This is a genomic window from Mesorhizobium qingshengii (genome assembly GCF_900103325.1).
Classification (GTDB): domain Bacteria; phylum Pseudomonadota; class Alphaproteobacteria; order Rhizobiales; family Rhizobiaceae; genus Mesorhizobium; species Mesorhizobium qingshengii.
In genome coordinates this window covers 77,229-89,615 of sequence record NZ_FMXM01000018.1, presented here as the reverse complement: position 1 = coordinate 89,615, position 12,387 = coordinate 77,229, and the positions used below count along the sequence as shown (strand labels likewise).

Genomic DNA, 12,387 nt, shown 5'->3' with positions numbered 1-12,387 from the left:
TCGTCAATTCGGGCCGGGTTCACCGCCTGCCATGTTATGACCCGACCTCGATCACAGCCTTGATCAGGCCGGATTTCTCGTGTGCCCAGCGGGCGAGATCGCGCGGCGTTTCGGCAAGCGATGTGCGGTGGGTGACAAGCTTGGCCAATGGCACCGCGCCGTTGCGGATCGAGGCCGCGACGTGATCGAAGTCGGCGCGCAGCGCATTGCGGCTGCCGATCAGCGTCATCTCACGCTTGTGGAATTCCGGATCGGAAAAGACGATGTCGTCCTTGACGACGCTGACCAGCACCAGTGTTCCGCCATGCGCGACATGGGCGAACGCCGACTGCACCGACTGGGTGTTGCCGGTGGCGTCGAAAACCATTTCGAAACCTTCGCCGCCGGTCGCTTCCCTGACCAGATCTGGTGCCGCGCCGCGCGAGCCGTCGAGGGTCTGGAAGCCGAGCTCGTTCGCGGCGAAGGCGAGCCTTTCGCTGCTCATGTCGAGCAGCGTCACGCCGAGCCCGGCGATGCGGGCGAAGATGGCCGTGCCGAGCCCGATCGGGCCGGCGCCGATAACCAGCGTGCGGGCGCCGGGATCGGCGCGTGAGCGCCGCACGGCATGCGCACCGATGGCGAGGAACTCGACGGCGGCGGCGTCCGCCAGCGACAGACCGTTTGCCGGATAAAGATTTTGCGCCGGCACGAGGATCCGTTCGCACATGGCACCGTCGCGATGGACGCCGAGCACCTCGATCCTGACGCAGCAGTTCGGCTTGCCGTGCCGGCAAGCGATGCACTTGCCGCAGGAAAGATAGGGGTTGATGACGACTGGCTCGCCAACGGCAAGATCGACACCTTCACCGGCCTCGACCACGGTTCCCGACACCTCATGGCCCATGATGCGGGGATAGGCGAGGAACGGGTGCTTGCCCTCGAAGATATGGTAGTCGGTGCCGCAGATGCCGACATGGCTGACCGCCACCAGCGCCCAGCCGGGTAGTGGCGCGCCGGGTGCGGGACGATCTTCCAGGACAAGATCGCCGGGCGAGCGGCAGACGACGGCTTTCATGCTTCAATCCAGTCTGTCATGAAATCGCCGGCCCGGCAGTCACGTCGGGCCGACGATTGATTGAGGGCGGTCTACTTGCCGCGGCGGCGCAGCCCGTCGAAGTAGACGATGATGATGATCAGCGCGCCGGTGATGATGCGCTGCCAGAACGAATTGACGTTGAGCAGATTGGCGCCGTTGTTGATGGTGGCGAGGATGAAGGCGCCGAGCAACGGGCCATGGACGGAGCCGACGGCGCCGAACAGCGAGGTGCCGCCGATCACCGACGAGGCGATGGCCTGCAGTTCCCAGCCTTCGGCCTGGGTCGGATTGCCGATGCCGATGCGGGCGGCAAGCAGCACGCCGACGAAGGCCGCGCAGAGGCCCGACAACGTGTAGGCCATGTAGATGGTGCGCTGGACGTTGACGCCGGAAAGGCGCGAGGCCTCGGCGTTGGATCCGACCGAGAACAGATACCGGCCCCAGCGGCTGTGGTGAAGGAAAACATAGGCCGGAATGCCGACCAGGATGACCATCCAGAACAGATTGGGGATGCCGATGAAGGAGTTGCGCGAGAACGCGGTGAAGGTGTCGCTGTTGATGTTGATCGAGTTGCCATTGGTCATCAGCAAGCCAATGCCGCGCAGCGAGGTCAATGTCGCCAGCGTGATGATGAAGGGCGGCAGGCCCATCTTGACGATGCCGAAGCCGTGAAACATGCCGATGGCAACGCCGACCAGCAGCGTCACCAGAATGGCGAGCCAGATGGGGAAACCGGCATTGATCATCATGGCGACGACGACGGTGGCGAAACCGACCACGGCGCCGACGGACAGGTCGATGCCACCGGTGATGATGACGAAGGTCTGGCCAACCGCCATGATGGCGATCATCGAGCCCTGCCGCAAAAGATTGGCCAGGTTGTTGCCCGAGGCGAAGCTTGGCGTCGCCACGGAAAGCACGATCCACAGCAGAACCAGGAGCGCCAAGAGCGTCAGCCCAAACAGGACGTTGTAGTTGCGCTTCGGTTTTTCGACAGCGATCGCCTCGGTGCTCATATCTGTCCTCCCAGCTTTTCTTGTTTCTCGGCGAGCGCCTGCGTGAGAATGTCCTCGTGGCTGGCGGCGCGAAAACCGTGCGTCGCCACCAGTTTGCCGCGCCGGAAAACGTGCAGCGTGTCGGCGAGCTCGTAGACTTCCGGCAGATAGGACGAGATCAGGATGATGCCGGCGCCTTTCGACAACAGTGCGCCGAACAGGCGGTAGATCTCGGCCTTGGTACCGACATCGACGCCGACCGTCGGCTCGTCGAAGATGAACAGCTTGGCGCCGTGGGCCAGCCATTTGCCGATGACAATTTTCTGCTGGTTGCCACCCGACAGGCTGGAGGCCAACGCACCGCGCGTCGGCGTCTTGATGCGGAGATCGGCGATCTGGCGGTCGGCTTGGGTCTTTTCCTGCGCGCTCGAAATCAGCAGATTGTTCGAAATGCGCTTGTAGATCGGCAAGTTGAGATTGAGGCCGACCGACAGGTTGAGACAGAGGCCCTGGTCGCGGCGGCTTTCCGGCGCCAGCGCCATGCCGAGCTTGATCGCATCATGCTCGGAATTGATCTGGACCTCCTTGCCTTCCCAGAGAATCTGGCCCGCTGATTTGCGGTGGCGGCCGTAAAGCGTGGTGACGAACTCGCTGCGCCCGGCGCCGATCAGACCGTAGAGCCCGACGATCTCGCCGGCGCGAACCGTCATCGACACATCCTCGAAGCCCTTGCCGGACAGGTTCCTCGCCTCGAGGATCGGGGCACCGGGCGTGAAATGCTCCTTGTGGTAGACCTGCTCGATCGAGCGGTTGATCATCATCTTGACCAACTCGGCATCGTTGGTCTCGGCGATGTTGCGGGTGCCGACGAGGGTGCCGTCGCGCAGCACGGAAACGCGGTCGGCGAGCTCGAACACCTCTTCCATGCGATGGCTGATATAGATGATCGTCACGCCTTCGCCCTTGAGCCGGCGGATCAGGGTGAACAACTGGTCGGCCTCCTTGCGGGTCAGGTAGGCTGTGGGTTCGTCGAAGATCAGGAACTTGGTTCCGCGCACGGTGGCGCGGGCCGCCGCGATGAGCTGCTGCTGGCCGATGGTGAGGTCGCCCAGCGTGACATGCGCCGGCAGGTCGAAGCCGAGATCGTCGATGATCTTCTGCGCGTCCTTGACCATGGCCCGTTGTTGCAGGATGCCGAAGCGGGAATTCTCCTCGCCGAGGAACATGTTGGCGGCGACCGTCAGGTGGCGGCAGAGCACCACTTCCTGATGCACGGCATTGATGCCGAGCGCCATCGCCTCATGCGGCGTCGCCAGGGCTGCCGGCTGGCCTTCCCAGATGACCTCTCCGGAAGTGCGCGGCATGACGCCGGTCAAAAGCTTGATGAGGGTCGATTTGCCAGCGCCATTCTCGCCGACGATGGCGTGGATCTCGCCGGACTTGAAGGCGAGGTTGACCGGCTTCAGCGCGTGAGTGCCGGGATAGCGCTTCTCCAGCCCCCGCAATTCGAGGATGGTTCGCCCTGGTGCCAGCACCGGTGCCGGATGCAGTTCCTGCGCCGTCGACGTCATGACAATCCTCCCAGACTGGCCTCACGGTTGGCATGCGGCAAGGCAATGATATGCCCCGAAAAACAGCCTAGCCTAAGCTTGCGGATTTCCAAGCCGCTTGTGCCGGCGGTGGATGTTTCCGGGGCCTGGGCCCCGGAAACCATTGCGGATGCGATGCTCAGAGCTTCGGGTTGAGCAGCGCGTCGATCTTGGGGTCCTTCATGTTGTCCTTGGTCACCAGATTGGCTCCGGTATCGACATTGGCCTCGACCTTCTCGCCCTTCGAGGCGGCGAGCGCGGTCTTGATGCCGTCATAGCCCATCCGGTAGGGATCCTGGACGACGAGGGCGGAAATGACGCCGTCGTTGAGGAACTTGATCAGCTTCTCGTCGCTGTCAAAACCGACCAGCGCCAGCTTGCCGCCGAGGTTGTTTTCGGCGACAGCCTGACCGACGCCCTGCGCCATGATCAGGTTGGAGGCGAAGATGCCCTTGAGGTTCGGGTTGGCGGTGATCAGGTCGGTGGCGATGTTGAGGCCGGTGGTGGCCTGGCCGTCGGCATATTTGTCGGCGACCAGCTTCAGGCCCGGATATTTTGCCTTGAGCTGTTCGGTGAAGCCCTGCTTGCGCTGTTCGAGCGAGCCGGCGCCAGGAGCGTTGGTGATCAGGGCGACGTCGCCCTCGATCTTGCCGCCGTTGGCGGCGCCGATGGCGGCTGCGAGGCCGTCGGCGGCGACGCGGCCGCCCTGCACGTTGTCGGTGGTCAGGAACGAGGTGAAGGCCTTCGAGTCGGCGCCGGAGTCGATGCCGATAACCTTGACCTTGGCAGCGGCTTCATCGATCGGCTTGCCAAGCGCCTTGAATTCGGTGGGGGCTATCACGATGGCCGCCGGGTTGCTAGCAACGGCGTTCTCGAGGATCGACACCTGGCCGTTGACATCGGTTTCGGCCTGGGCGCCGAGCTCGGGCACGTTGACGCCGAGATCCTTGCCGGCCTTGCGGGCGCCGGCCAGAACGATCTGCCAGTAGAACGACGTGGTGTCCTTGACGATGATCGGAATGGTCACGTCCGCCGCCGAAACCGGCGCCGAATGCATGACGCCGGCGAGCATCGAAGCTGCTGCCAGCGCCATCACGGCGCGGCGGTTGAGAATGCTGGTCACGAATTTCATTAGGATTCCTCCCTAAGTCGCCCGGTGAACGTTACGGTAGCTCCGTCCGGATAGGCGCGGCCCAAACAGAACTTTATCAATAAAAAACATTTGCAGTGTTTTGATAGTGCATCGATCCTGTCGATGCAAGCGGTTGTTTCGCGCCAGTCCTCCCGAGGCCTGGCGGAGACACATCGACCGCACCGCTTCTCCCTTGCCGCGGTCAAACGCTCCCGTTTCGTTCCCTGAAAGGTATGGAATATTAATTCCATACCATAGTCAACATGGAATGTCCGTTCTTTTCCGGGATCGCAAGTTTGTGAAGCCGGGACCTGCCAGAATGGGCGTTTCAGCGGCGAACGGGCACCAGCTTCATCCCAACTCCTGCACCACGGTATAGGGACGGTATCTGGCATATTCCGTGTCCGGCACTTCGATATCGAGCAGTTCGAGGTTGCGCGTCAGGTTCGCCAACTTGGCGGTGCCGGTCAGCACGGTGGCAACCGCCGGTTCATGCAGTGGGAACTGGAACGCGGCAGCGGCGAGGGGGTAGCCGCCTTCGGCGGCGATCCTTTCCATCGCTCCGACGCGGTCGAGCACATCGTGGCTGGCCGGCTGATAGTCGAAATGCGCGCCCTGCACCGGCCCGGTCGCCAATATGCCGGAGTTGAACACGCCGCCGATGACCAGTGACGTCTGTTGCGCCCGGCAAAGCGGCAGCAGCTCCGCTTCCGCGCTGCGGTCGAGCAAGGAATAGCGGCTGGCGAGCAGGATGCAGTCGAGCGGCGCCCGGCGCATGACGTCGAGGCAGATTTGGACTTCATTGACGCCGAGTCCATAGGCAGAAATGACGCCAGAGGATTTCAGTTCCTCCAGCGCCTTGAGACCGCCATCCATCAGCTGGCGAAAGTACAGTTTGTTCTTCTCGACGCCATGCGTGTAGGCGCCGATGTCATGCACGAACAGGATGTCGATCTTGTTGAGGCCAAGCCGCGCGTAGCTGAACTCGACCGAGCGCATGATGCCGTCATAGGAGTAGTCGTAGTCCAGCGCGAAGGGCAGCGGATCGACATAGGAATGATCGGGAACCTGGTCGTCCGGCACCGGGTGGAACAGGCGGCCGACCTTGGTCGACAACACATAGGAATCGCGTGGCTTGTAGCGCAGGAAGTCGCCGAAGCGTCGTTCCGACAGGCCGAAACCGTAGAAGGGCGCGGTATCGAAGTAGCGCAAGCCGGCTTCCCAGGCGCCTTGCAGCGTCTCCATCGCCGCCTCGCGCGAACAGGCGCGGTAGAGGCCGCCGATCGCGGCGCCGCCAAAGCTGACCTCGGTGACCTCGAGCGCAGTCTGACCGATGCGGCGTTTTTCCATGCACAACCTCCCGTTCCCGACCGTTGTCCGGCCTGGCAGTCTTCGGATGTCGGTGAAATCTAGAGCGTTGCGCCAAGATGCCAGGGCACGAACTCGTTGTCGCCGTAGCCGAAGTCCTCGCTCTTGGTCTTGCGGCCGGAAGCCGTCTCGACGATCAGTTCGAAGATCTCGCGGCCCATGCCGGCGATGGTCTTTTCGCCGGAGGCGATGACGCCGCAGTTGACGTCCATGTCCTCTTCCATCTGGTGATACATGGTCGAATTGGTGGCGACCTTGATCGACGGCGTCGGCCGGCAGCCGAAGCAGGAGCCGCGGCCGGTGGTGAAGACGATGACGTTGGCGCCGCCGGCCACCTGGCCGGTGGCCGAGACAGGATCGTAGCCGGGCGTGTCCATGAACACCAGGCCGTGCCCGGTGACCTTTTCGGCATAGCCGAACACGCCGTTGAGCGGCGTCTGGCCGCCCTTGGCGACCGCGCCGAGCGACTTTTCCAGGATGGTGGTCAGGCCGCCCCGCTTGTTGCCGGGCGAGGGGTTGTTGTCGATCGAGGCGCCGTGCTTGGCGACGTGATCCTCCCACCATTTCACGAACCCGTCGAGCTTCTGCGCGACCTCCGGGGTTGCCGCGCGGTAGGCGAGCAGATGTTCGGCGCCGTAGATTTCCGTGGTCTCGGAGAGGATGCCGATGCCGCCGACGCCGGCCAGGATATCGACAGCCGCACCCAGCGCCGGATTGGCCGTAATGCCCGACATGCCGTCGGAGCCGCCGCATTGCAGGCCGACTACGATCTCGCTGACCGGGATCGGCTCACGCTTCAACTGGCCGACTTCCTCGGCGATCTCGGCCAGCACGCCCATCGCCTTTTCGACCGATTTGCGCGAACCGCCGGCGTCCTGGATGTTGAAATGGCGTTTGCCGGCGGCGGCGCCCTTCTGGCCGTAAAGGGTCAACTGATTGACCTCGCAGCCGAGCCCGACCATCAGCACGCCGCCGAAATTGGGGTGGCGGGCATAGCCGGCGAGCGTGCGGTGCAGCACCATCATGCCGTCGCCGGTGGCGCTCATGCCGCAGCCCTGGCCGTGGACGATGGGAACAAAGCCGTCGATGCCGGGATATTTCGGCAGCAGCGTGCGGTTGGCCTGATCGGCGATGCTACGGCAGACGGTGGCCGAGCAATTGACGCTGGCGATGATGCCGATGAAGTTGCGCGTGCCGGCGCGACCGTCGGCGCGGCGATAACCCATGAAGGTGCGGGCGCGGTCCGCCTCCGTTGCGTGCTCCGCCTCGCTCGGCGGCACCACCGGCAAACGACCGGCTTCGAAAACCAGATTGTGCGAATGGACATGCTCGCCGGGCGCGATGTCCTGCGTGGCGCGGCCGATCGCCTGGGCGTATTTGACCACGGCCGAGCCGGCGGGAATGGGCTTGATCGCCACCTTGTGGCCGGGTTCGATGACGGCGGTGGCAAGCGCGCCGCCCGGCAGCGTGGTGCCGATATCGATGCGGCCGTTGGCGACGGCGACATTGTCGGCGGCGGAGAGAAGAATGCTGTTCGAGGCGTTCACGGGCGGTTTCCTGGGTGATCCTGGGATGCGCGGACGGATTGACACGCGCCTGTTAAGAGATAATGTCTTTTATCGTGAAAAAACAATTTTGCGTCAATTGTTTTTTCGCTGCAGCTCCGCATGGCTCTGGGTGAGGGGGATGCTTCAAGCACTGAGCCAGACCATGGATTGCCGAAAAGCGATTCCGCTTTTCGGGGCCATGCGCTAGGAACGTCATATTGCGCTTCAAGCCGGCCACCGCAAGCGCCGGCGTGCAACGGGTCAGGGATGTCGAAGAGCAACAACGTCTACAAGGATGCCTACAACCGCTGCCTCAGGCTGCTCGACGAAACGCGCAGCCTCCCGTCGGAGCCGGAGCTGGGTACCTTGCTTGGCGTCAGCCGTACGACCGTCCGCAGCATCCTGGCACGCATGGAAGAGACCGGGCTTATCACCTGGAACAAGCGTGCCAAGACGGTGCTGCGCGAACCGCGTCCAGATGATTTCTTCCCGGAGGAAGAGACCGACACGCTGGCGGAGATCATCGAGCGGTCGTTCATGCGAAGGCTGCTCGCCGGTGGCGCCGAAGCCGGCATGCAGATCAACGAGCTCGAACTGGCGCGCGAGATCGGGGTCGGCACCACCAGCGTGCGGGAATTCCTGATCCGCTTCTCCCGCTTCGGCCTGATCGAGAAGCGCCGCAACAGCCATTGGGTGCTGAAGGGCTTCACCCGGGCCTTCGCGCTGGAGCTGACCGAAATCCGCGAGATGTTCGAACTGCGCTCGGCGGCCGCCTTCGCCGCCTTGCCGCAGGACAGTACGGTATGGGTCGATCTCGACCGTCTGGAAGATGAGCATCGCCTGCTCGCGCGCGAGATCGCCACCCGCTTCAACGAATTCTCGGAGCTGGACGAGCGCTTTCACCGGCTCATCCATCGCGCATCGCGCAACCGCTTCATCGTCGATTTCTATGACGTCATCGCCATGATCTTCCACTATCACTACCAGTGGAACAAGGCGCAGGAGCGTGAGCGCAACGAAGTGGCTGTCGGTGAGCATCTTGCCTACATCGAGGCGCTCAAGTCGCGCGACCTCGGCAAGGTCGACGCAGCCTGCCGCAAGCACCTGAAGTCGGCGCGTCACACCCTGCTGACCTCGATCCCTGAAAGTCGGCCACTACAAAAATCCTGATCGTGCCGCGTTGCCGCAGCATCGAATTGCCGATTTTCCACCCGCCAGCCGCGTGCTAGGTTTGTAGCATTGCTGCGAAGAGGCAGGGCTTTGAGCGTATCGAGAAGACGGTGGAGCATGCCGGTCGCGCTTGTCGCGGCCTATCTGCTGTTGCTCCAGTCGACGCTCGGCGCGTTCGCCTTCGGTGCCGGGCCGAATGCAGCGCAGCTCGACGCTTTCGGCAACGTCATCTGTACCCATGAGGGCGCGGCCCAGCTTCCGGGCGGCAATCCGCAACCATCCCATATGCCGGCATGCTGCGTGCTTGGCTGCAGCATGGTTTCGACGGCCTTCGGGCCGCCGCCCGACACCGGCCTTGCGCTGGGCGGCCTTTCCTTTGAAACGGTCGCTTTTGTTTTCCCGGCGACGACGCATCTGGACTTCGCGCGTGAGCGCTCGCCGTCGAACCCGCGTGCGCCGCCGCTGACGGCCTGAGCCTGCTTGCCGGCGGAACCTTTCGCCGGCGTACCCATCCAAAGATCAGAACTGCTCGCGACCGGTACCGGCGCGATCATCACTTCATGGAGCAACCATGTCCTATTTTTTCCTTACCGCCGCGCGTCCTACGCTCAGCCGCAACAAATCCTTCCTGCGTAGCTTTGAGGAGCGTCTCGGCATTGCCGTGCTGGCTTTTGCCCTGTTGTTCGCCGGTGCCCAGACTGTCCTGGCGCATGAGTTCAAGGTCGGCGTTCTCGAGATCGGGCATCCCTGGTCGCGCGCCACGCCGGCGGGCGCCAAGGTGGCCGGCGGCTATTTCACCATCACCAACAAAGGCAGTGCGCCGGACCGGCTGCTGTCGATTTCCTCCGATGTTTCGGACAAGGCCGAACTGCATGAGATGGCGGTGAAGGACGGCGTCATGACCATGCGGCCGGTTGCCGGCGGCCTGGAAATCCCGGCTGGCGGCAAGGTGGCCCTCGCGCCCGGCGGCTATCACCTGATGTTCATCGGGCTGAAGCGGCAACCCAAGCAAGGCGAGGAATTTTCCGCCACGCTGACTTTCGAGAAGGCTGGCACGGTCAGCGTCGATTTCGCCGTCGAAGGCATGGGCGAGATGGGGGGCATGGACGACCACGCCGATTGATCGCGCCAGCAAGTTTCAGAGGGACCATCATGAACAAGTATCTTTTGTCGGCCGGCGCGCTTTTCGTACTGGGGACAAGTGCCGCCTTCGCGCACATAACGCTCGAAACCCAGGAAGCGGCGGTCGGTTCGACCTACAAGGCAATTCTGCGCGTGCCGCATGGCTGCGACGGCAAGGCGACGACCGCGGTGCGCGTACAGATCCCGGAAGGGGTGATCGCGGTGAAGCCGATGCCGAAGCCGGGTTGGACATTGCAGACCAAGAAGGGCAAATACGAAAAATCCTACCAGCTCTACGGCCAGGCGGTGACCGATGGGGTCAAGGAAGTCGACTGGAGCGGCGGCAGCCTGCCGGATGAATTCTATGACGAGTTCGTCTTCCGTGCACAGTTGACCGCGGATCTGCCGGCGGGTGAAAAACTCTATTTCCCGGTGGTGCAGGAATGCGACGGCGTTACCGATCGCTGGATAGAGGTCCCGGCGGCCGGCCAGGATGAAGATGCCCTGGAGAACCCGGCACCCGGCATCAAGCTGTTGCCCAAGAAATGATTTTTAGCGGCGCGCTTCGGATCGGAGCGCGCCGCTCTCTCAGCGGTGATGACATGAACGCGGCATTTGTCCTGGAGCAGGCCTGCACCACTGGCCGTAGCGTTGGCCGGCTGGCTGCTGGCCTGCTGCTTGGATTTCTGTTGCTTGCCGCGACACTGATGCCGGACCGGGCCTTTGCCCATGCCGCCCTGATCAAGACCGATCCGGCCGACGGCGCGGTGCTGGCACAGGCCCCGGGGCGGTTCTCATTGACCTTCAGCGAGCCGGTGTCGCCGCTGGTGCTGACGCTGGTGAAGCCCGACGGCACGCCGGTTGCACTGACATCCTTTCGTCTCAGCGACCAGACGGTCGAGATCGACAATCCGCAGACCCTTGGGTCCGGCACGCATGTGCTGAGCTGGCGGGTCATTTCCGCCGACGGTCATCCGGTCGGCGGTTCGCTGCTGTTTTCCATGGGCGCGCCAAGCGCGCCGCCCGCCCTGTCCGAAGTTGTCGACTGGCAGTTGCGCTCGGCAATCTGGGTCGGCAAGGTCTTTCTCTACATTGGCCTTTTCCTTGGCGTCGGTGGCGCCTTCACCTCTGCCTGGTTGGCCCGGGGCGGACAGGCCGGTCGGCGTTTCGTCATCGCTGCAATCCCGTGCGGGCTGGTCGCGGCATCCTTGTCGCTCGGCTTGCAGGGGCTGGATGCACTCGGGGCGCCGCTCTCTCATCTGGCGCAGCCAGTCATCTGGCGGACCGGGCTCGGCACCAGTTTCGGCTGGACGGTGCTCATTGCCCTGATGGCGCTGGGCCTCGGCCTGCTGTCGCTGGTCGGGCCGCGCGCGACTGCCAAGCCATTCGCCCTGGCAGGACTGGCCGGGGTGGGTGCCGCGCTTGCCGCCAGCGGTCACGCCAGTGCCGCCGAACCACAATGGCTGACGCGACCGATGGTGTTCCTGCATGGCGTCGGCATCGCTTTCTGGGCTGGCGCGTTGATGCCGCTCTGCCTGGCGCTGAAGGGTCAATCGGCGGAGGCCGCGCCATTCCTTCGCCGGTTTTCTTGGCTGATCCTGCCTGTGGTCGCCGTGCTGGCCGCCGCCGGCATCGTGCTTGCCGTCATCCAGGTGCAGACCCCCACAGCACTGGTCAATACCGCCTATGGCCGGCTGCTGCTGATCAAGCTCGGGCTGCTGGTCTTCCTGTTCACGCTCGCCGCCGTAAACCGCTGGAAACTCACCGCGCCGGCCGAGGCGGGAGCGACGGAAGTGCAACGCAGGCTCTCTCGCTCGATCGGCGTCGAAATGCTGATCGTGCTGGTGATCTTCGGCGTTGCCGCGGGATGGCGCTTCACGCCGCCGCCACGGGCACTGGCGATCGCGGCGGCGCAACCAGCCTCGGTCCACATTCACGCGCTGAAGGCGATGGCCGATCTCAGCGTCACGCCCGGCCACGCCGGGCCGGTCGTCGTCTCGATGATCATCATGACCGGCGATTTCGGGCCGCTCGACGCCAAGGAGGTGACACTGGTGCTGTCAAAGCCCGATTCCGGCATCGAGCCGCTGAAGCGCGCCGCGACCAAGCCCGGCGACGGCAGCTGGCGTGTCGACAACCTCGTCATCCCGGTTCCCGGCAAGTGGACGGTCCGCATCGACATCCTGGTTTCGGACTTCGAGATGGTGAAGATCGAAGCGCCAATCGACATCAGGCCGTAAGACCGGACTGCCAGGCGCCGGCACGAGCCGGCCCGACAATCCGGGCAACACAATTCGGCGAGGCGGTTGACGTGACCCGAAAGGCCCGTCAATCATCTCGCCGATAGTGGGCATCCGCGCAAATCGCGAGCTCGAACCAACAAGATCCG

Annotated in this window: 12 protein-coding genes; 6 read left to right on the top strand and 6 right to left on the bottom strand. The window is 63.7% G+C overall.

Annotation, left to right across the window (positions count from 1 at the left end; translation table 11 throughout):
- Nucleotides 1–34 precede the first annotated feature (34 nt).
- The 6 genes from BLS48_RS24710 to BLS48_RS24685 form a co-directional block, all read right to left on the bottom strand.
- Complete coding sequence (locus tag BLS48_RS24710) at nt 35–1,054, bottom strand: zinc-binding alcohol dehydrogenase family protein (protein ID WP_091583401.1); 1,020 nt, start codon at nt 1,052–1,054, stop codon at nt 35–37.
- A gap of 71 nt (nt 1,055–1,125) precedes the next feature.
- A complete protein-coding gene (locus tag BLS48_RS24705; protein WP_091583398.1) occupies nt 1,126–2,091 on the bottom strand; it encodes an ABC transporter permease in 966 nt (321 codons plus the stop codon).
- The gene (locus BLS48_RS24700; RefSeq protein WP_091583396.1) at nt 2,088–3,641 is read right to left on the bottom strand and encodes a sugar ABC transporter ATP-binding protein; all 1,554 of its coding nucleotides are present in this window, start codon (nt 3,639–3,641) and stop codon (nt 2,088–2,090) included. Before BLS48_RS24700 ends, BLS48_RS24705 begins: the two co-directional genes overlap by 4 nt.
- A 157-nt stretch (nt 3,642–3,798) precedes the next feature.
- Nucleotides 3,799–4,791 carry an ABC transporter substrate-binding protein gene (locus tag BLS48_RS24695; RefSeq protein ID WP_091583393.1) on the bottom strand — a complete coding sequence of 331 codons (993 nt, stop codon included), beginning with the start codon at nt 4,789–4,791 and terminating at the stop codon, nt 3,799–3,801.
- Between the two features lie 351 nt (nt 4,792–5,142).
- A complete protein-coding gene (locus tag BLS48_RS24690) occupies nt 5,143–6,141 on the bottom strand; it encodes an aldo/keto reductase (protein ID WP_091583391.1) in 999 nt (332 codons plus the stop codon).
- 59 nt (nt 6,142–6,200) lie between these two features.
- Nucleotides 6,201–7,706 (bottom strand): UxaA family hydrolase, encoded by a 1,506-nt coding sequence (locus BLS48_RS24685; RefSeq protein WP_091583388.1) that lies wholly within the window; start codon nt 7,704–7,706, stop codon nt 6,201–6,203.
- On the opposite strand from BLS48_RS24685, the gene BLS48_RS24680 reads away from it, so the two are divergent.
- The 6 genes from BLS48_RS24680 to BLS48_RS24655 all read left to right on the top strand — a co-directional run bounded on the left by BLS48_RS24680 (nt 7,687) and on the right by BLS48_RS24655 (nt 12,238).
- The gene (locus BLS48_RS24680; RefSeq protein ID WP_091583385.1) at nt 7,687–7,914 is read left to right on the top strand and encodes a hypothetical protein; all 228 of its coding nucleotides are present in this window, start codon (nt 7,687–7,689) and stop codon (nt 7,912–7,914) included. The genes BLS48_RS24685 and BLS48_RS24680 overlap by 20 nt on opposite strands.
- A gap of 59 nt (nt 7,915–7,973) precedes the next feature.
- On the top strand, nt 7,974–8,876 hold the full coding sequence (locus BLS48_RS24675; RefSeq protein ID WP_091583383.1) for a GntR family transcriptional regulator: 903 nt from the start codon (nt 7,974–7,976) through the stop codon (nt 8,874–8,876).
- Nucleotides 8,877–8,993: 117 nt separating this feature from the next.
- A complete protein-coding gene (locus tag BLS48_RS24670) occupies nt 8,994–9,350 on the top strand; it encodes a hypothetical protein (protein WP_091583380.1) in 357 nt (118 codons plus the stop codon).
- 97 nt (nt 9,351–9,447) lie between these two features.
- Entirely contained in the window at nt 9,448–9,999 is a 552-nt protein-coding gene (locus tag BLS48_RS24665; protein WP_091583377.1) for a copper chaperone PCu(A)C, read from the top strand.
- A 29-nt stretch (nt 10,000–10,028) separates the two neighbouring features.
- Nucleotides 10,029–10,547 (top strand): YcnI family copper-binding membrane protein, encoded by a 519-nt coding sequence (locus BLS48_RS24660; RefSeq protein WP_091583374.1) that lies wholly within the window; start codon nt 10,029–10,031, stop codon nt 10,545–10,547.
- A gap of 53 nt (nt 10,548–10,600) precedes the next feature.
- Nucleotides 10,601–12,238 carry a copper resistance CopC/CopD family protein gene (locus BLS48_RS24655; protein WP_091583583.1) on the top strand — a complete coding sequence of 546 codons (1,638 nt, stop codon included), beginning with the start codon at nt 10,601–10,603 and terminating at the stop codon, nt 12,236–12,238.
- Nucleotides 12,239–12,387: the final 149 nt, after the last annotated feature.